Source organism: Streptomyces sp. CNH287, assembly GCF_000424825.1.
Map to the genome: position 1 here is coordinate 34,139 of NZ_KE384253.1, position 19,937 is coordinate 54,075.

Consider the following 19,937-nt stretch of genomic DNA (forward strand, 5'->3'; position numbering starts at 1 on the left):
CCGGTCGCCTCGCTCACCCGGGGCGCCCGGGGAGGCGACGCACCGTGGCCGCCACCGGGCTGGTGAGGGACGGTCAACGCGGCGCGCGCTGTCCTTCGTCCACGTGTGGCTAGGACGTCGCGCCGTCCGGGGCAGCATCGGCATCGGCGATGAGCTCACGGCACTGCCGGACGTCCTCGGACATGCGCGCCAGCAGCGCGTCGAGCGTGTCGAACTTCTCCTGGCCTCGGAGGTAAGCCAGGAAGTCGACCGCGACGTGAAGTCCGTAGAGGTCGAGGTCGACCCGGTCGATGGCGTACGCCTCCACCGTGCGGTCGACCCCGTCGAACTGCGGGTTTGTGCCCACCGAGATCGCGGCGGGCATCACCTCGCCGTCCGCCGTCAGCCAGCCCGCGTACACGCCGTCCGCCGGAACGGCGGTATGGGGCAGTGTCTCCACGTTGGCGGTAGGGAAACCGAGTTCCCGGCCACGCTGGGCACCGCGTACGACGACCCCCTCGACCCGGTGCGGACGGCCGAGGACCTCGGCGGCGCCGCGCACCTCCCCCTCGCTGATGAGCCGCCGAGCGAGCGTCGAGGAGAAAGGCTCTCCGGTGCCCGCCTCGCCGCGCTCGTAGAGGTCGATGACCAGGACCTCGTAGTCGTAGGTGGCACCGAGTTCGGCCAGTGTGCCGACGTTGCCCGCCGCACGGTGCCCGAAGCGGAAGCTCGGCCCCTCGACGACGGCACACGCGTGCAGCCTGTCGACCAGGACCTTGGCGACGAAGTCGGCGGGCGAGAGCTGGGAGAACTCGGACGTGAAGGGGAGCACGAGGACGGCGTCCACTCCGAGGGCGGCCATGAGTTCGGCACGCCGATGGTGCGGTGCCAGCAGCGGGGGGTGGCTGCCTGGGCGCACGACCTCGCTCGGGTGCGGATCGAAGGTCACCACGACCGTGGGTACCTTCATCTCCCGGGCCCGCTCCACCGCCTTCCCGATGATCAACTGGTGCCCGCGGTGCACTCCGTCGTACGAACCGATGGTGACGACGCTGCGCCCCCAGCCCTCGGGGATGTCCTCCAAACCACGCCAGCGCTGCACTCTGTCTGCTCCTCGCCGATACCTAGGTGACGGTGCCGGTCCAAGGGTGCCATGGCCGGGCCTGCCGCCCGCACCAGACCCGGGGTTACGCTCCCGCGCGGCGGACGGGGCCGCTGGCGTGGCCTTCAGAGGGGCGAAGCCGGGCCATGGACGGCGGCACCCGGCAGCAGGGGGCGGCTACGCTCCGGAGGCTCCGGCCGGTGTGGAGCAGGCCCGCCGGGCGCCCGGCCCGAGCAGAGCGGCCCATACCTCCGGGTCGTCCTCCGCCCAGGCGCGCAGCCGGGCGGCGAAGCCCGGGGCCGTACGCGCCAGGACCGCCAGCCGCTCGTCGAGAAGCTTCTCCCCCTGGGGCGTACGCACCACCAGCAGGCCGATACGGCGCACGGTCTCCGCACCGTCCGCCGCGGCACCGTGCCGCACGGCTGCGTCCAGCACTTCGACCAGCACGGCCGGATCGCTCTCACCTGCCTCCAGCACGCCGCGCAGTTGCTCACCGGGCACGCCTCGGGCTACTCCCAGCACCCGTGCCAGCGGCACCCGCGCGGAGGCGGGGCGGGCCCGCAGCAATTCGTCCACCAAGGGATGGAGCACGCCGCGCGCGGCAGGCGCCGCCGCGAGCCTGCGGACGACGAAGGCGGCGACGTCTTCGCCGGTGCTCCGGGGCCACCGCTCCGCGAACTCCCGCACCAGGCCCGCCGCGCGGCGTACGGGGCCCGCTCCGGGTGCCTCCGCCAGAGCGCGCAACGCCTCGGTCGGCCGGGCCTCCCGGTGGTGCAGCCGCGCGCGGAACGCGGCCAGGACCGGCTCTGGGTGGGTCGCCAGCGCGGTACCGAGCGCGCTCGCGAGCTGCGGCGAGCCGGAGTCGGTGAAGTGTGCGAGAGCCTCGTCCAGGTGTCGCGCACGGCGCACGGGGTCCCGTACGAGCAGGGCCAGCGCGTGTCCGTGGAGCACACGGTCGGCGGGACGGCTCAGCAGTTGGAGCGCGGCGGTGCGCAGCAGATCGCGATCCGCGTCCCGCTCCGTGTGACGTGCGGCTCGAAGTCCGTACACGGCGGCGGCCCGGCGGAGCTCCATGCGCGAGTCCCGGGCCCAGCGGGCGGCGGCCCGGCAGGAGGCGGACGGCTCGTCCTCGGCGAGTTCGGCGAGGAGTTCCGCGGCGCGGGGATGCTCGGTGGCGGCCAGCGTCTCGAGCAGGGTGTCGGTGTCCTGCGCACGGTGGGTGTGCAGGAGAGCCAGGACCGCATCCGCGACGGTGGGCCTCCCGACGGGGGCGACACCGCGCCGTACGGGGCGGTCGTCGGACGGGTTCGGGAAGTGCCCGCGCAAGGGGCGTTCGTCGGCGAACCAGGAGCACAGCAGGGGCTGGACCGTACGTGGGTCGGTGGCCAGCAGCGTGCCGAGGACATCCAGGTAGCGACCGTCCGCACCGGCGCCTGCACGGTGGGGCGGGTCCGCGGGGAGCAGGCGGTGCAGCAGTTCGGCCCGGGCGGCGGCGCCCAGCGGCAGCCGCTGCCAGAACGGTGGTCCGAGGCCCCTGCGGCCCCCCAGCGCCGCGACGTGCTCCGCCAGGGCGCGGAGCACGCCCGCATACGGTTCTGCGTCGGGGACACGAAGCAGCGTCTCCCCCAGCAGGTGCGCCGCCCACCAGGCCCGTTCCGGACACTCGGGGGCGTCCTCCGCCGCCGCGGAACGGGGCTCGGGGACGGACACGGCATCGGCGGGCGCGCCCCGTTCGGCGGCGTCGCCGCGGAAGGTCGGGGCTTGGGCGGCGCTGGTGGGCGGAACGGGCAGAGCCCCGATCAGCTGACGCAGACGGCGCGCCAGACCCGCCGGGCCCTCACGGACGGCACACAGCAGCAGCGCCTGGACGACGGGGCCGATCCGGTGCCGCGGCACCGGTACGCTCTCCGCCCCGTCGGCGCCCGCGCGCTCCCCCGGCCGGCGCAGCAGCGCCGCGAGGGCGACGTCCAACTGGAGGTGCGTGCCCTGGAGCCAGTCGCCGAACTCCTCGTCCACGAAGCGGTACCCGTCGCCCGCAGGGGCGAGCACTCCCTCCGCCAGGACCGACGAGGCCCAGCCGCCGCCCCAGGGGAAGACCTGCTCGAAGGTGGCGCGGTCCAACTGTCCCTGTCCCGGCCCCAGGCAGTGCCGCGCGGCCTCGTGCAGCTGACCGGCGACCCGTGCGGCGAGGCGCCGTACCGAGCCGTTGGAGGGCGGGGCTCCGCCGTCGGGGCCGGCGAGCCGCACGGCGATGCGGAGAGCGGTGAGATCCAGGTAGGCGGAGAAGATCTCCGGCCTGCCGGGTGCGACCTCGGCGCGGAGCGGGAGTGCGGCCCCGCCCGGCCACTCGTCGGGGCAGGCCCCGGACGCCGGGAGCGGCCCGGAAGCGGCCACGGTGCCCACCGCGGCCTCGTCTCCGGTCGCCTGTCCCTGGGCCTCCCGCACTTCGGCGAGCATCCGCAGTGTCAGCGGATGCCCGGCGTCCGCCGGGGCGAGTACGTGCGCCGGCAGGCGGTAGCGTTCCCGTGCCCGGGCGGCCTGGCCCGGCGGAAGGTCGCCGATCCGTACGCAGGCCGGCAGCAGCGGGGCGGTCCCGGCGCCCCGCTCCGGGGGGAACGCCGCGTCCTCCGAGCCCGCGCGAACACCGGGGGCGTACAGCATGCCCTGCGGGAAGAACGCGCCCGCCTGCTCCCAGAACTCGGGACGGCAGGCGGTGACCATCCTGGCGCCCGAGGCCCGCAGCCAGCTCGACGTACCCGCGGCCCACCGCCGCAGCCGGTGCGCGAGGCCGGGCGGCATCTCCTCCGGCGCGTCCAGCACGACCAGGAGTGCCCGCCCGGCCTGTCGCGCCAGCCGGGCCACCACATCGGGATCGACCGCGCGCGGGTCCCCGACGGTGGGCAGGTCACCGAACCGGCAGCCGAACGGCTCCTTCGCGGCACCCCGGGGGGCCGCCTCCCTCAGAGGCTCCGCGTCCGGCACCGGGACTGGCACCGGAGCCACGGCGTCGTGCCGCGCGGCGGCCGAGGCCAGCACGACGCGCCCTGCCTCCGCCAGCGCGCGCCCCACCGCGGCACGCACACCGTCGTCGCCCTCGCGCAGTTCCGCGCCGCGCAGCCACACGGTCGGCGCCGGGGCCACGCCTCGCGCACGGCGCTCCGCGTACGCCGCCAGCTCCGTCGTACGTCCCGTGCCTGGGGCGCCGACCAGCGCGGCGACGGAGACGCCGCTCGCCCCGAACCGGCGCAGTTCCTCCGAGATCTCGGGCCGGGCCACCGGACGTACCCGCCCTCGCGGCGGCGGGCCCACGGAGATGGCGGTCACCTGCAGCGCGCCCGCGAGGTTGAGATCAGGGCCGAACCCCGGTGCCACCGCGCCGTTACGCCGCAGCAGCCGCGCCACCGGGCCCTCGGGATCGGGCAGACCCGCCAGGTGCGGCGGGACCGCGAACACCGCCGCCCCGCCGTCGCGGGGCGCGTGCAGCGCCGTGCCCAGCACGGCCAGCACGGCGCCGGTCTCGACATCCAGGACCGGGGTGCCCGAGACCCGCCGGCTCAGGCGCAGTCGGGCGGCGGAGGCGGGCGGGAGATCCAGCGCGAGCACCCCGTCCAGCGGGTGGTAGCGCTCGGTGGAGGTGTAGGTCACCGCAGCACCGCCCGCGGTCCGTGCCTCCACCCAGTGGCCGTCCCACAGCCGTACGGGGGTGCCCGCGGGCGGCGTGCGCCGCGCACCCACGACCAACGGGGGCAGTGTGAGCCCGGTGGTGCTCACCAGGGCGAGATCCCATTCGGGCAACGGAACGATGTGCTCGGCCTCGGCGAGACAGGTCTGCCCGCCCGCCGCGTGCACGACGACCCGGCTGAGCCCGTCGACGGCCTCGTGACTGGTGATCAGCGTGCCCAGCCCGTCGGCCGCGAAGGCGGTACCGCGCGGCCGTCCCGCCAGGTCGCAGATCCGCGCCAGCGCGGTCTCCGCGCGCACCGCAGCCATCGCCTGAACCCTCCCGTACACCCGCCCCGTGCTCTGACGGTAGGACGGAAACGATCAGTGGGGACAGTTCGCGGGACCAACACGCCCCCACTGCGCCCCGCTTCACTCCGAGCGCCCGGCCGACTGGGTGAATCCCTTGGCGCTGGTCGGGTAGCGACCCCCGGGGGGGGCGAAGGAGAAGGTGGCGGCGTACCGAGCGCACGGTGCGGGCACCAGCGCCGGCCGGTGACCATCCGCCGCGGCCCGCCCGGGGCTTGTCATAGGGATCTTGTCCAGCTCCCAGGGCCCGGAGGACCCCGACCTCAACTCCGGCCCCGGCCTCGCGCTCGCCGACGCGGCGAAGTCCGAACGACAGGCCCTAACCGAAGACCGCGAGGCTCTTCGCCCGCCCCTCCCGCGGCTCGACAAGAGCGACGAAGCGGCCCTCCGGCCCGAAGGCGGCCACCGGCCCGGCGTCCGTGCCCGGCATCGGGATCTGCATGCCGTTGGCCAGTTGCCCCGCCTGCCGGACGTCGACGTCCCAGCGCGGGAAGGCCGCCGCCGCAGCGTCCCCCAGGGGCAGCAGGGAGATCGCGTCGGAAGCGTCCCGCTCCCCTTGGAGCTGCTCCAGCGTGCGGGCCCCGTCGAGGCCGTACGGGCCGACCCTGGTCCGGCGAAGCGCGGTGAGATGGCCGCCGACACCGAGCCCGGCACCCAGGTCCCGGGCAAGCGCCCGGATGTAGGTACCGGAGGAGCAGACCACCGAGACCAGCACGTCGACCACGGCCGTGCCGTCCGCCGCACGCTCCGCGCGCACACCGTGCACCTCGAATGCGGAGACCGTCACCGGCCGGGCGGGGATCTCGAAATCCTCGCCTTCGCGTGCCCGCTTGTAGGAACGCCGGCCGTCGATCTTGATCGCGCTGACCTTGGACGGCACCTGCATCAAATCGCCGGTCAGCGCCGCGATGCCGGCGTCGATGGCGGGGCGGGCCACGGCGGAGGCGTCGGTCGAGGCGGTGATCTCGCCCTCCGCGTCGTCCGTGAGGGTCGTCTGCCCGAGGCGCACGGTGCCGACGTACTCCTTCTCCGTCAGCGCCAGATAGCCGAGCAGCTTGGTGGCACGCTCGACGCCGAGAACAAGCACACCGGTGGCCATCGGATCGAGCGTCCCCGCGTGGCCCACGCGCCGCGTGCGCGCGATACCGCGCATCTTCGCCACGACGTCGTGCGACGTGAAACCGGCGGGCTTGTCGACAAGGACAAGCCCGCCGGGCTCCTGCGAAATCCCGCGCTTCACTCAGCCAGCCCCGTCCCCGGCAGCGCCCCGACCGTGCTCTTCGGCGTCGGCTCCGGCCTCGGCACCAGCCGGGTCGCCGTGGGAGTCCGCCTCGGCGCCGTCCGCGTCGTCGTCCTCCGCGGGCTTGCGGTACGGGTCCGCTTCCCCGGCGTACGCCGCGCCGGAGGACACCTTGCGCACCTCCTCGTCGGACGCCTTCGCCCGGGCGAGCAGATCGTCGATCGCCTTGGCGTTGTCGGGCAGCGCGTCCGCGACGAACGTCAGCGTCGGGGTGAACTTCACCCCGGCCGCCGCGCCCACCGCCGAACGGAGCACGCCCTTGGCGCTCTCCAGACCCTGGGCGGCCTGCTCGCGCGCCTCATCGTCCCCGTACACCGTGTAGAAGACCGTCGCCTCCCGCAGGTCGCCGGTGATACGCGTGTCCGTGATCGTCACGTGCGAGCCGAGCCGGGGGTCCTTGACGCCCCGTTGCAGCTTCTGGGCGACCACCTCACGGATGAGGTCAGCCAACCTCTTCGCCCGCGCATTGTCGGCCACTGGTCCGTCTCCTTGCTATTCGTCTTCATCACCGTGGAACCGCCGCCGCACGGACAGCAGCTCCACTTCCGGCCGACCGGCGACCATGCGCTCGCACCGGTCCAGCACGTCCGTCACGTGTGCCGCGTCGCCCGAGACGACCGCGAGGCCGATCCTCGTCCGACGGTGCAGATTCTGCTCGCCGACCTCCGCCGCACTCACCGCGTACTTGCGCTGAAGCTCGGCGACTATCGGACGGATCACTGATCGCTTCTGCTTGAGCGAATGCACGTCGCCCAGCAGCAGATCGAAAGAAAGAGTCCCCACATACACCCGGTGATCGTACGCGGAATGCCCGGGCCGATCGACGGAGTTTCCGCTCCGCCGACCGGCCCGGGACCGCTCGCACCGTGGGGACCGGGCGCGGCAGCGAGTGCCGCGCCCGGTCAGCCCCGCAACATCAGCTGCGCGGCTTCTCCCGCATCTCGTAGGTGGCGATGACGTCGTCGACCTTGATGTCGTTGAAGCCGCCGAGGTTGATGCCGCCCTCGAAGCCCTCGCGAATCTCGGTGACGTCGTCCTTGAAGCGCCGCAGACCCTCGATGTTGAGGCTCTCCGCGACGACCTTGCCGTCGCGCAGGAGCCGGGCCTTGGTGTTGCGCTTGACCTCGCCGGAGCGGATGAGCACACCCGCGATATTGCCGAGCTTGGACGAGCGGAAGACCTCGCGGATCTCCGCGGTGCCCAGCTCGACCTCCTCGTACTCCGGCTTGAGCATGCCCTTGAGCGCCGCCTCGATCTCCTCGATGACCTGGTAGATCACCGAGTAGTAGCGGACGTCCACACCCTCGCGCTCGGCCATCTGCGTGGCACGCCCCTCGGCGCGCACGTTGAAGCCGATGACGATGGCGTCGGAGCCGGTCGCCAGGTCGATGTCGGTCTCGGTGACCGCACCGACGCCGCGGTGCAGGACCCGGAGGTCGACCTCTTCGCCGACGTCCAGCTGGAGCAGCGAGGACTCCAGGGCCTCGACCGAACCGGACGCGTCGCCCTTGATGATGAGGTTGAGCTGCTGCACCTGGCCGGCCTTGAGCACCTTGTCCAGGTCCTCCAGCGAGACCCGGCGGGTCCGCTTGGCGAAGGCGGCGTTGCGCTCACGGGCGGCGCGCTTCTCGGCGATCTGACGGGCCGTACGGTCCTCGTCGACGACCAGGAAGTTGTCACCCGCTCCCGGCACGTTGGTGAGACCGAGCACCAGAACGGGCGTCGACGGGTGGGCTTCCTTGATCTGGTCGCCCTTGTCGTCGAGCATCGCGCGCACTCGGCCGTAGGCGTCGCCCACGACCATGGTGTCGCCGACCCGCAGCGTGCCCCGCTGGACCAGGACCGTCGCCACGGCGCCGCGGCCGCGGTCGAGGTGAGCCTCGATCGCGATGCCCTGGGCGTCCTGCTCCGGGTTGGCCCGCAGGTCGAGCGCGGCGTCCGCGGTGAGGACGACGGCTTCCAGCAGTCCGTCGATGTTCTCGCCCTGCTTGGCGGAGATGTCGACGAACATGGTGTCGCCGCCGTACTCCTCGGCCACCAGGCCGTACTCGGTCAGCTGACCGCGCACCTTGGTCGGGTCCGCACCTTCGACGTCGATCTTGTTGACCGCGACGACGATCGGCACGTCGGCCGCCTTGGCGTGGTTCAGCGCCTCGACCGTCTGCGGCATGACGCCGTCGTTGGCCGCCACCACGAGGATCGCGATGTCGGTGGACTTGGCGCCACGGGCACGCATGGCCGTGAACGCCTCGTGACCCGGGGTGTCGATGAAGGTGAGCTTGCGCTCGGCACCGTTGACCTCGGTCTTTGCCTGGTAGGCGCCGATGTGCTGGGTGATGCCGCCCGCTTCGCCCTCGATGACGTTGGTCTTGCGGATAGCGTCCAGCAGACGCGTCTTGCCGTGGTCGACGTGACCCATGACGGTGACGACCGGCGGACGCGGCACCAGGGCCTGCTCGCCGCCCTCGTCCTCGCCGAACTCGATGTCGAAGGACTCGAGAAGCTCGCGGTCCTCCTCCTCCGGGCTGACGATCTGGACGAGGTAGTTCATCTCCTCGCCGAGGAGGTGCAGCGTCTCGTCGGGCACGGACTGGGTCGCGGTGACCATCTCGCCCAGGTTGAACATCACCTGGACCAGCGATGCCGGATTGGCGTTGATCTTCTCCGCGAAGTCCGTGAGCGAGGCACCACGCGACAGCCGGACGGTCTCGCCCTTGCCGCGCGGCAGCATCACACCGCCGACGGACGGCGCCTGCATCTGCTCGTACTCCTGGCGCCGCTGCCGCTTCGACTTGCGGCCACGGCGTGCCGGACCGCCGGGGCGGCCGAAGGCACCCTGCGTGCCACCGCGGCCACCGGGGCCGCCGGGACGGCCGCCGAAGCCGGGACGGCCACCGCCGCCACCACCGGGGCGGCCGGCGAAACCGCCGCCACCGCCACCGGGACGACCCGCGCCGCCACCGCCACCGGGACGGCCGGCGAAACCGCCGCCACCGCCACCGGGACGACCCGCGCCGCCGCCACCACCGGGACGGCCCGCGCCGCCACCGCCGCCGGGGCCGCTGCGGCCCGGACCGGGGCGCGGGCCCGCGGCGGGACGCTGCGGCATCATGCCGGGGTTCGGACGGTTGCCGCCGCCGGGACGGGGACCGCCCTGGCCTGCGCCGCCCTGCGGACGAGGCATGTTGCCCGGAGTGGCACGGCCGCCGGCGGGTGCCTGCGGACGGGGACCGGCCTGACCACCCTGACCGGGCGCCGGCGGACGGCCACCCGGCTTGGGCGCGCCACCGGAGCGGGGCGCCTGCGGGCGGGCCATTCCGGTGGAACCGCCGGACGTGAACGGGTTGTTGCCCGGGCGCGGGCCGGACGGGCGACCGCCCGGCTTCGCGCCGGCCGAGCCACCGCCCTGACCAGGCCTGGCGCCCTGTGCGGGCTTCGGGGCACCCGGCTTGGGCGCACCCGGCCGCGCGGCCGGGGATGCCGCCGGTGCGGCGGGCGCCGCGGGCGGCGCCGTGAACTCGGGCTTCGCCGGGGCCGCGGGCTGGGCCGGAGCCGGCTTGGGGGCCGGTGGCTTCGGGCCCGGCCGGGGGCCGGAGTCGGCGGGCTTGGCGGCTTCTGCCGCCGGTGCGGCGGGCGCCGCGGGCCTGGGGGCGGACTGCCCCGGCTTGGGGGCGCCGGGCCGCGGGGCGGCACCCGGCTTCGGGGCCGCGGGGGCCGCGCCCGGCTTGGGGGCCGCAGCGGACTTCTTCGGTGCCGCGGGCTTCGCGGCGGACTTCTTGGCGCCGCCGTCGAAGGCGTCGGAAAGTTTGCGTACTACTGGCGCCTCAATGGTCGAGGACGCCGAACGGACGAATTCGCCTAGTTCTTGGAGCTTGGCCATGACGACCTTGCTTTCGACTCCAAGCTCCTTGGCGAGCTCGTATACCCGGACCTTAGCCACTTCGCTCCTTATACGGTCCGGGGTGGGTGTCCGCCGGACCTTCGCTACTTATGCATGGGCGTACTCATCGCGTACTCATCGAGTGCTGCTCATCGCAATCTCGACCTACTTCCAACTCGCGAGGTACCTGATCCCGCGCGGGGTTTCGCGCGGGCTGTCCTACGGTGTTGCCAGCGGTGTGGTCCGCAGTTCCGCGGTATCGAGCGCACCCGGGGCCCGGAAGGCCCGCTGGAACGCCCGGCGGCGGACCGCCAGATCGACACAGGTCCGTACAGGATGCACATACGCACCCCGGCCGGGCAGCGTACCGCGAAGATCCGGAACGCAACGGTCCCCGATCCTCACCACACGCAGCAGATCGCCCTTCCCAGAGTGCTTTCTACAGCCCACACAAGTCCGCTCAGGGCATGCATGCGCTCGCGTCCGGCCAGACACCTGTTAAGTCTACCTCCCCGCGCCGCCTCACTCCTCCGGGGGTGTGGGCGCACTGGCTGATTCAAGCCTGCTCGGCGGCCTGCCCCCGGTCACGGTCCGCCTCCGGTGCACTACTCGGCGGTGTGTCCGGGCGGATGTCGATCCGCCAGCCGGTCAGCCGGGCGGCGAGACGGGCGTTCTGCCCCTCCTTGCCGATGGCCAGCGACAGCTGGTAGTCGGGCACGATCACCCGCGCCGAACGGGCCGCGAGGTCGACGACCTCCACCTTGCTGACCCGGGCCGGCGACAGCGCGTTCGCCACGAGATCGGCCGCGTCGTCGGACCAGTCGACGATGTCGATCTTCTCGCCGTGCAGCTCCGCCATCACGTTCCGCACCCGCCCGCCCATCGGGCCGATGCAGGCACCCTTGGCGTTCAGCCCGGAGCGCGTCGACCGCACCGCGATCTTCGTACGGTGTCCCGCCTCACGGGCGATGGCCGCGATCTCCACCGAGCCGTCCGCGATCTCGGGGACCTCCAGCTCGAAGAGCTTCTTGACCAGATTGGGATGGGTGCGCGAGAGCGTCACCGAGGGGCCGCGCATGCCCTTCGCCACCCGCACCACGTAGGTACGCAGGCGGGTGCCGTGCGCGTAGTCCTCGCCGGGCACCTGCTCCTGCGGAGGCAGGATCGCCTCCAGCTTGCCGATGTCGACCAGCACGCTCCGCGGGTCCTTGCCCTGCTGGACCACGCCCGCCACCACGTCACCCTCACGGCCCGCGTACTCGCCGAAGGTGATCTCCTCCTCGGCGTCCCGCAGCCGCTGCAGGATGACCTGCTTGGCCGTGGTCGCGGCGATCCGGCCGAAGCCGCTTGGCGTGTCGTCGAACTCGCGGGGCTCGGCCCCGTCCTCGAGTTCTTCGGCGCTCTCCTTCGCCCAGACCGTCACATGGCCGGTCTCGCGGTCCAGCTCCACCCGGGCACTCCGGCGGCTTCCCTCGCTGCGGTGGTACGCGATGAGGAGCGCGGACTCGATCGCCTCCACCAGCAGCTCGAAGGAGACTTCCTTTTCCCGGACCAGTCCCCGCAGGGCACTCATGTCGATGTCCACGGCTACGCCTCCTCCTGGCTCTCGTCGTCGGCGGCTGCGGCCGGATCGTCTGCCGTGCGCTCAGCGCCCTTGCGGTTGAACTCGACCTCTACCCGCGCCTTGGCGATCGCGTCGAAGCCGAGGCGTCGCCGGGTGGGCTTGCGGCCCTTGACACCCGGCACTTCCAGATCCACTCCCGCATCGTCCACAGCCGTGATCCGGGCGACGAGTTCGCCGCCCTCGTGCTGCTGCACCCTGATGAGGCGGCCCACCGCGCGGTCGTAGTGACGACGTGTCGTCAACGGACGCTCGGCACCGGGCGAGGTCACCTCGAGGACGTACGGCGCGCCGCCCATCACGTCCGAGTCGTCCAGCAGTTCGGAGACCGAGCGGCTCAGCTCGGCGCAGACGTCCAGCTGGACACCCTCGTCCGAATCGACCACGACGCGCAGCACGCGCCGGTTCCCGGCAGGGGTCACGGTGATCTCCTCGAGATCCAGCCCCCTGTCGCCGGCGAGCGGTTCCAGCAGTCCGCGAAGCCTCTCGCTCTGGGTCGTGCTCATCCGGGTGACTCCTCGGCCGCGTGTGCTGTTGTAGGGAATGGTCACGTGTCGGTGTCAAAGCCTATCGCCTGCGGCGGCCTGCGCCGACCGCACTCGGGGCGAGGGCCGCGCGGGGGGCGCCGACCGGATTCCGCCCCGTCTCGGGCGGCGTACGGGGCGGGATCACGTGACGGCCGGGATCGCGTGACGGCGGGGGGCGGCGAAGGCGCGTGGACCGGCCGTGCTCCGCCCCGTCGCGGCCCCTCACCGCACCGTCGTTGCGCCGCTGGAGTGCGCCACGGGCGCGCCCCGGACAGCCGGGCGGCTAAGCCGGAAATCACACAGGTACTCTCACCTGGCGCGATCACGCTCGCGGACGGGCCTGCTACCTGCCGGACCGGGACCCGCGCGCCGGGCGCCGCGCGCCGGGAACACCGAGCCCTCCCCGCCATGGGGGGACGCACCACTGCCAGGGAGTGCACCATGCCGCCCACGCGAGCGCACGAGGTCACCGGGCCTCGCAGAAGGTCGCTGCTGGCCGGTGCCCTCTGCGGGGCCGGCGCCGTGGTGGTCCTCAGCGGCTGTTCCGGCGGCGCTGAGGGTCCTGGGCCGGAACGCACCGACGAGGCACGGGAACTGCGGCGTACGGCGGCACGGGACAGCACGCGGCTGCTCTCGCGCTACGACCGCACGGTCACCGCCCACCCGGGTCTCACCGAACGCCTCGGGCCGCTGCGCGCCGCCGTCGCCCGCCACGTGGAGGAGCTGACCGGCGAGCCGGCGGGGCGGGGTACCGGCGCGGGGAACGGCGCCCGGTCCGACGGTGAGACGGGGGGCAGCCAGGCGGGCAGCGGTGGCGGGAAGAGCCCTGACGCGAAGGGCGGCGACGGGGCGGAATCCGGGCACCGCGACGCGGACGGTAGCGGACGGACGCGGGGCGCAGCGGAGCGGATTCCCGGCGACGAGAAGGCCGCGCTGGCGGCGCTCGCGGACGCGGAGCGCCGCACCGCGGACGCCCGCGTCCGGGCGCTGGCCGGTGCCCCGCCCGAACTCGCCCGGCTGCTGGCCTCGTTGGCGGCGAACGGCGCCGCGCACACCTACCTGCTGACGGAGCGTGACACATGACGACCGGGGAACTGGCCGCCGCGCAGGCGGCGCTGGCCGCGGAGCACGCGGCCGTGTACGGCTACGGGGTCGTCGGGGGCCGCATCGCGCAGCCACGCCGGGCTGAGGCCCGCACGGCGTACGACGCGCACCGCGCACGACGGGACACACTGCGGCGTACGGTGCGTGATCTGGGCGGCCAGCCGGAGGCCGCTGCCGCCGCCTACGCGCTGCCGTTCGCCGTACCGGACGGTCCGGCCGCCGTACGCCTGGCGGCGGAACTGGAGGACCGTGTCGCCGCCGTCTACGCGGACCTCGTGCGCTCCAGCGACGGAGCCCGGCGCCGCGAGGCGGCCGACGCGCTGCGCGAAGCGGCCGTCCGGGCGGTCCGCTGGCGGGGCACGGGCGTAGCCTTCCCTGGGCTTCCCGAGCGTGCCGCACCGGCACGCCGCACGCCTTCGGCCGGACCGGACGAGGAGACGCGCGAGCTGTGACCGGGCCGGGCGCCCGACACCCGCGTCCGGCCCCGTCCGATTCCCGGCCCGTCAGGAAAGGCTCTGCCCGGCAATGCCCTCCCCTCTGCCCCTCGACCCCCCGCAGCGGCTCGTCCAGGCGCTGTCAGGGCATCCCGACGGCGCCGTCGCCGCCGCCTGGCTCGCCGCGCTCCCCGGGCTTCTGGAGCGCGTACTGGAGCGTTGGGAGCTGACGGCGGAGCGCGTGGTCTCCCCCGGCGGACGAGGCTCGCTGATCGTCCTGGTGCGGCAGCGCGACGGCACGCCCGGCGCGCTGAAGCTGGCGGCCCCGGGGAGTTCGGCGACGCTGGAGGAGGCCGCGCTCGCCCACTGGGACGGCTGGGGGGCCGTACGCGTGCTCCATGGCGGTGCCCGTGCGGACGAGGGGGCCCTGTTGCTGGAGCGCCTGCACGGCGAGGTGTCGCTGCGCTCGCTGCCCGAGGCGAAGGCGATACTGGAGGCCGCCTCGGCGGTGCGGCGGCTGTGGGTGGACCCGCCGGCGGGGCACGGCTTCCCCACCGTCGAGAAGCACACCGCCGCGGCGGAGGCTCTCCTCGCGGGGGCGCCGCCCGAGGTCACCGGGCTGACCGACGAGGCGCTCGCGCTGCGTGCGGACCTGGTGGCCGACGCGCCCGAGTCCGTGCTGCTGCACGGTGACTTCCGGCAGGGCACGGTACTCGCCGCCGACGCGGAGCGGGCACCGTGGCTGGCCGTGGGCCCGGAACCGCTGGTGGGTGAGCGGGCGTACGACTTGGCGAGGCTGGTGCGGGACCGGCTGCACGACCTGCTGGCGTCGCCGGGCGCCCCGGCGGCCACCCGACGACGCCTGCATCGGCTGGCGGACTCGCTCGACGTCGACCGCGAACGGCTGCGCGGCTGGACTGTGTACCGGGCGGTCGAGTCGGGCGTGCGCAACCTGTCTCGCGGGAACCGCGCGGACGGCGAGGCCCTGCTGGAGTTCGCGGGCTGGCTCTGACAGCCCTGTACGCCGCGCTGCCCCGTACGCCGCGCCCCCGAGCCCCAGCGCCGCCCCGTACGCCGCGTGGCCCGCCGTTGTACCGGAGGGCCACGCGGCTCGGGATCACCCGGGATCAGACCGCCTCGGCGAGGCGGGCCACCGCCTCGGCCACCAGGAGTTCCTCGCGCGCACCTGTACGCCGGTCCTTCAGCTCGACCAGACCGTCCTTGGCTCCCCTGCCGACGACCAGGATCGTCGGTACCCCGATCAGCTCGGCGTCCGTGAACTTCACACCGGGCGAGACCCCGGCCCGGTCGTCCACGAGCACCCGGACCCCGGCCGCCCCCAGCTGACCGGCGACCTCCAGTGCCAGCTCCGTCTGGGCGGCCTTGCCCGCCGCCACCACGTGCACGTCCGCGGGGGCGACCTCGCGCGGCCAGCACAGTCCCTGCTCGTCCGCGGTCTGCTCGGCGAGCGCCGCGACGGCGCGGGAGACGCCGACGCCGTACGAGCCCATCGTCACGCGCACGGGCTTGCCGTTCTGGCCGAGGACGTCGAACCCGAAGGTGTCGGCGTACTTCCGGCCGAGCTGGAAGATGTGGCCGATCTCGATCGCCCGCCCCAGCTCGATCCCTGCCCCGCAGGTGGGGCAGGGGTCCCCGGGCTCGACGACCACCACGTCCAGGTAGCGGTCGACCTCGAAGTCGCGCCCGCACACGACGTCACGCGCGTGGGTGTCGGGCTTGTTCGCGCCCGTGATCCACGCGGTGCCAGGCGCGACCCGCGGGTCCGCCAGGTACCGGAACGCCTTGCCCGCCATTCCGCCCTGCGGACCGACGTAGCCGCGCACGAGGTGCGGGCGGTCGGTGAAGTCCTCGGCGGTCACCAGCTCCACCACCGCCGGTGCGAGTTGCTCCGTCAGCTTGCCGAGGTCGACCTCGCGGTCTCCCGGGACGCCGACAGCGGTGATCTCGCCGTCGACCTTGACCAGCAGGTTCTTCAGCGTGGCCGAGGCGGGGACGCCGAGGTGCGCGGCGAGCGTCTCGATCGTCGGGGTGTCCGGGGTGTCCAGTTCCTGGGAGGCGGGGTGCGCGGAGCCGTCGACGGCCGGCACGGTGGTCGTGACCGCCTCGGTGTTGGCCGCGTAGCCGCAGGCCGGACAGCTGACGAAGGTGTCCTCCCCCGCGGCGGCCGGGGCCAGGAACTCTTCGGAGGCAGAGCCGCCCATGGCCCCGGAGACGGCGGAGACGATGCGGTAGTCGAGGCCCAGGCGCTCGAAGATCCGCTGGTACGCGCTCCGGTGCAGCCCGTACGACTCCTCGAGCCCTTCGTCGCTGACGTCGAAGGAGTAGGCGTCCTTCATGATGAACTCGCGGCCCCGCAGGATGCCGGAACGGGGCCGGGCCTCGTCCCGGTACTTGGTCTGGATCTGGTAGGCGATGACCGGCAGGTCCTTGTAGGAGCTGCACTGGTCCTTGACGAGCTGGGTGAAGATCTCCTCGTGCGTGGGACCGAGCAGGTACTCGCCGCCCTTGCGGTCCCTGAGCCGAAAGAGCAGGTCGCCGTACTCCGTGTAGCGCCCGGAGACCTCGTACGGCTCCTTGGGCAGGAGCGCGGGGAGCAGCACCTCCTGGCCCCCGATCGCTTCCATCTCCTCGCGGACGACACGGGTGACGTTCTCCAGCACCTGCTTGCCGAGCGGCAGCCACGTCCAGATCCCGGCGGCGGTGCGGCGCACGTATCCCGCTCGTACCAGCAGTTTGTGGTTGAGCGTCTCGGCGTCCGCCGGGTCGTCGCGCAGCGTCTTCAGCATCGACCGGGACATGCGCTGGACACGGGCTGCCATGGGATCTCCTGCGTACGGTTTGCGGTGAGGTCAGGAGGTTATCCGGTGGCGCGGGCAAGGGCGAAATGAGTTCCGCGCGCCCTCACCGTCCGCGCAGGGGCAGCCATGCGCCCATCACGACGTACGGACTGGCGGCGGAGGGGAAGCGCACCCGGCGGGCCAGGTCCCGGTAGCCGAGCGAGCGGTAGAGGGCGCGGGCGGGGCTCTCGGTGTCGAGCGCGGAGAGCAGCGAGCGGGGCTCGGCGACACCCTCGGTGAGCCGGGTGATCAGTTCCCGGCCGATGCCGCGGTTCTGGAAGGCGGGGTGCACGTGTAGTTCGGTGATGACGAACGAGCCGCTGAGCCAGCCGTCGTTCCCCTCCTGCCGGAGATAGGGGTGCACAACGGTGGACCACCACTGGGTGCGGTCGTTGGGCATTCCGTATCCGAAGCCGACCAGCCGCCCCTCCTCGGTGGTCGCCCCGAACGCCCGCGCCGACGGCGCGCGGACGTGGCGCAGGACGATGTGCCGCCGGACGCCGATCTCGTCGTCGGTCAGGCCGAAGGCGAGTGCCTGTACGGCCAGGGCGTCGTCCACGCGTGCGGCCAGGTCGAGCGGTCCGACGGAGACGTCCCGGGAATCCGGGGGCTGGTCCCCGGGAGAATGCAGCATGGCGGGGAGGCTACTAGGGACGGCCTCGGGGATCATGCCGGGCCGGGGGTGCGGTCGGCGAACGCGACCGCGGGGCGGCGCGCGGCGGGAGTCGACGCGAGGCCGCCACGGTGCCTCGGCGGCCAGCGGCAACGCTGCCGGCGCCCGGCGCCCGGCGCTCGGGTCAGAACAGCACGCTCATGAACGCGCCGGTCTCACGGAAGCCCACGCGGCGGTACGCCGCACGTGCGGCGGCGTTGAAGTCGTTCACGTAGAGGCTGACGACCGGGGACACCTCGGTCAGCGCATAGCGGAGCACGGCGGCCATGCCGGTCTCCGACAGTCCCTGGCCGCGGCGTTCGGGGGCGACCCAGACGCCCTGGATCTGGCAGGCGTGCGCCGTCGCCGCACCGATCTCGGCCTTGAAGACGACCCTGCCGTTCTCGACGCGCGCGAAGGAGCGCCCCGAGCCGACCAGCTCGGCGACGCGCGACTGGTAGATCAGACCCCCGTCGCCCGCCAGCGGGGAGATGCCCACCTCCTCGGTGAACATCGCCACGCACGCGGGCAGGATGAGGTCCATCTCGTCCTTGCGTATGCGCCGTACGAGGGGGTCCGGCGTGATGTCCGGCGGAACCGTCTCGGTCACCATCAGCGGCTGGTGCGGGCGCACGTCCCTGGCGGGGCCCCAGTGCGGCTCCAGCGCGGACCACAGCGCGGCGGTGGGCCTGGCGGGGCCCACGATGGAGGAGCAGCGGCGCCCCTGGCGCAGGGCCCGGTCGGCGAAGCAGCTTATGGCGGCGGGCCCGGCGCACAGGGGGACGAGGTTGGCCCCGGCGTAGCACAGGGACTCGAGGCGCCCCCGGTGGTACCAGCCCCACATCTCGCCGCCCAGGCGCCAGGGGTCGAGGCCGGACGCCTGCACGCGGGCGGTGACGAACGCGTTGTTCACGGGTTCACGGCGCAACACGGCAAGGGTCTCGTCGAGCGCGCTGGGCTCGAGCACCTTGAGCGCGGTGGTCGTCAACACGTGCTGGCCGCCTCGCCGTGCTGCCCGTGGGCGTAGGGAACGATCTCCCCGCACTCTACCTCCGGGCCGCACGGCGAGCCTGTTCGACCCTCCCGCGCCGCGGGCGGCCTGCTGCCCCCAGCGCTCAACCGACGGCTGACGGCGCGGGCTCACCCGCCGCGGTGACGACGGGGGTGCCGGACTCGACGCCGTCCTTCTCCATCTGCTCCGCGATCTTCATGGCCTCGTCGATGAGAGTCTCGACGATCTTCGACTCGGGCACGGTCTTGATGACCTCGCCCTTCACGAAGATCTGCCCCTTGCCGTTGCCGGAGGCCACGCCCAGGTCCGCCTCCCGCGCCTCGCCGGGGCCGTTGACGACGCAGCCCATCACCGCCACCCGCAGCGGCACCTCCATGCCCTCCAGCCCGGCGGTCACCTCGTCCGCCAGCTTGTAGACGTCGACCTGCGCGCGACCGCAGGAAGGGCACGACACGATCTCCAGCCGCCGCTCCCGCAGGCCCAGCGACTCCAGGATCTGCATCCCCACCTTGCACTCCTCCGCGGGCGGTGCCGAGAGCGACACCCGGATCGTGTCCCCGATCCCCTCCGAGAGCAGTGCGCCGAAGGCCACTGCGGACTTGATCGTCCCCTGGAACGCCGGACCCGCCTCCGTCACCCCCAGGTGCAGCGGATAGTCGCAGCGGGCCGCCAGCTGGCGGTAGGCGTTGACCATCACCACGGGATCGTTATGCTTCACCGAGATCTTGATGTCCCGGAAGCCGTGCTCCTCGAAGAGCGAGCACTCCCACAGCGCCGACTCCACCAGAGCCTCCGGCGTCGCCCGCCCGTACTTCGCCAGCAGCCGCCGGTCCAGCGACCCCGCGTTCACCCCGATCCGGATCGGCACCTCCGCGGCCGACGCCGCGTTCGCGATCTCCTTCACCTTGTCGTCGAACTGCCGGATGTTGCCCGGGTTCACCCGCACCGCCGCACACCCCGCGTCGATCGCGGCGAACACGTACTTCGGCTGGAAGTGAATGTCCGCGATCACCGGGATCTGCGACTTCGCGGCGATGGTCGCCAGGGCGTCCGCGTCGTCCTGGGTGGGGCACGCCACCCGCACGATCTGGCACCCCGACGCCGTCAGCTCCGCGATCTGCTGGAGCGTGGCGCCGATGTCCGAGGTCTGGGTGGTGGTCATCGACTGCACGGAAACGGGCGCGTCGCCGCCGACGGCGACCGTACCGACCTGAATCTTCCGGCTCTTGCGGCGTTCGGCGAGCTTGATCGGTACATCCGGCATTCCGAGCGAAATCGCGGTCATGGGCCTTCTCTCGTGACGGCAAAGCACGCTGCGTGATCGGGCAGCGGCTCTCGGTGGACGAACCGGCGGGTGGCCGCTGGAACCCCCTCCGCGCGGGAGGAGCGAAGGTCCGCGTGCGTGCAGGAACCAGGCTAGCCGAGGAGCCGGGCGCGCG

The 19,937-nt window shown here is 73.3% G+C and carries 16 protein-coding genes; 3 read left to right on the top strand and 13 right to left on the bottom strand.

What is annotated here, in order from left to right; genetic code table 11:
* Positions 1–109: 109 nt before the first annotated feature.
* The 9 genes from H299_RS0129665 to rimP all read right to left on the bottom strand — a co-directional run bounded on the left by H299_RS0129665 (position 110) and on the right by rimP (position 12,417).
* Positions 110–1,081 carry a bifunctional riboflavin kinase/FAD synthetase gene (locus H299_RS0129665; protein ID WP_027751395.1) on the bottom strand — a complete coding sequence of 324 codons (972 nt, stop codon included), beginning with the start codon at positions 1,079–1,081 and terminating at the stop codon, positions 110–112.
* A 177-nt stretch (positions 1,082–1,258) separates the two neighbouring features.
* Positions 1,259–5,071, bottom strand: a complete 3,813-nt coding sequence (locus tag H299_RS36970; RefSeq protein ID WP_051262981.1) for a hypothetical protein — start codon at positions 5,069–5,071, stop codon at positions 1,259–1,261.
* Between the two features lie 358 nt (positions 5,072–5,429).
* Positions 5,430–6,350, bottom strand: coding sequence for a tRNA pseudouridine(55) synthase TruB (truB, locus tag H299_RS0129675; RefSeq protein WP_486587487.1), 921 nt, complete (start codon positions 6,348–6,350; stop codon positions 5,430–5,432).
* Entirely contained in the window at positions 6,351–6,887 is a 537-nt protein-coding gene (rbfA, locus tag H299_RS36975; protein WP_051262982.1) for a 30S ribosome-binding factor RbfA, read from the bottom strand. It abuts the gene before it with no gap.
* Positions 6,888–6,902: 15 nt separating this feature from the next.
* Positions 6,903–7,199 (bottom strand): DUF503 domain-containing protein, encoded by a 297-nt coding sequence (locus H299_RS0129685; protein ID WP_027751397.1) that lies wholly within the window; start codon positions 7,197–7,199, stop codon positions 6,903–6,905.
* Between the two features lie 127 nt (positions 7,200–7,326).
* Entirely contained in the window at positions 7,327–10,350 is a 3,024-nt protein-coding gene (infB, locus tag H299_RS38770) for a translation initiation factor IF-2 (protein WP_078513150.1), read from the bottom strand.
* Between the two features lie 159 nt (positions 10,351–10,509).
* Complete coding sequence (locus H299_RS38775) at positions 10,510–10,785, bottom strand: YlxR family protein (protein ID WP_078513151.1); 276 nt, start codon at positions 10,783–10,785, stop codon at positions 10,510–10,512.
* Between the two features lie 61 nt (positions 10,786–10,846).
* On the bottom strand, positions 10,847–11,875 hold the full coding sequence (gene nusA, locus H299_RS36980) for a transcription termination factor NusA (protein ID WP_051262983.1): 1,029 nt from the start codon (positions 11,873–11,875) through the stop codon (positions 10,847–10,849).
* 2 nt (positions 11,876–11,877) lie between these two features.
* Positions 11,878–12,417 (bottom strand): ribosome maturation factor RimP, encoded by a 540-nt coding sequence (rimP, locus tag H299_RS0129700; protein ID WP_027751399.1) that lies wholly within the window; start codon positions 12,415–12,417, stop codon positions 11,878–11,880.
* 462 nt (positions 12,418–12,879) lie between these two features.
* Between rimP and H299_RS0129705 the strand changes: the two genes are divergently transcribed.
* The 3 genes from H299_RS0129705 (at position 12,880) to H299_RS0129715 (ending at position 14,988) form a co-directional block, all read left to right on the top strand.
* Positions 12,880–13,521: a hypothetical protein gene (locus H299_RS0129705; protein WP_027751400.1), complete on the top strand. Its 642-nt coding sequence runs from the start codon at positions 12,880–12,882 to the stop codon at positions 13,519–13,521.
* On the top strand, positions 13,518–13,994 hold the full coding sequence (locus tag H299_RS0129710) for a ferritin-like domain-containing protein (protein WP_027751401.1): 477 nt from the start codon (positions 13,518–13,520) through the stop codon (positions 13,992–13,994). The genes H299_RS0129705 and H299_RS0129710 overlap by 4 nt, the downstream gene beginning before the upstream one ends.
* Positions 13,995–14,067: 73 nt before the next feature.
* Positions 14,068–14,988 (top strand): aminoglycoside phosphotransferase family protein, encoded by a 921-nt coding sequence (locus H299_RS0129715; protein WP_027751402.1) that lies wholly within the window; start codon positions 14,068–14,070, stop codon positions 14,986–14,988.
* A 115-nt stretch (positions 14,989–15,103) separates the two neighbouring features.
* On the opposite strand, the gene H299_RS0129720 is transcribed toward H299_RS0129715, so the two are convergent.
* The 4 genes from H299_RS0129720 to ispG all read right to left on the bottom strand — a co-directional run bounded on the left by H299_RS0129720 (position 15,104) and on the right by ispG (position 19,783).
* A complete protein-coding gene (locus H299_RS0129720; protein ID WP_027751403.1) occupies positions 15,104–16,816 on the bottom strand; it encodes a proline--tRNA ligase in 1,713 nt (570 codons plus the stop codon).
* Between the two features lie 82 nt (positions 16,817–16,898).
* The gene (locus tag H299_RS0129725) at positions 16,899–17,468 is read right to left on the bottom strand and encodes a GNAT family N-acetyltransferase (RefSeq protein WP_027751404.1); all 570 of its coding nucleotides are present in this window, start codon (positions 17,466–17,468) and stop codon (positions 16,899–16,901) included.
* A 163-nt stretch (positions 17,469–17,631) separates the two neighbouring features.
* Entirely contained in the window at positions 17,632–18,477 is an 846-nt protein-coding gene (locus H299_RS0129730; RefSeq protein ID WP_027751405.1) for a GNAT family N-acetyltransferase, read from the bottom strand.
* 124 nt (positions 18,478–18,601) lie between these two features.
* Positions 18,602–19,783 carry a flavodoxin-dependent (E)-4-hydroxy-3-methylbut-2-enyl-diphosphate synthase gene (ispG, locus tag H299_RS0129735; RefSeq protein WP_027751406.1) on the bottom strand — a complete coding sequence of 394 codons (1,182 nt, stop codon included), beginning with the start codon at positions 19,781–19,783 and terminating at the stop codon, positions 18,602–18,604.
* Positions 19,784–19,937 lie beyond the last annotated feature (154 nt).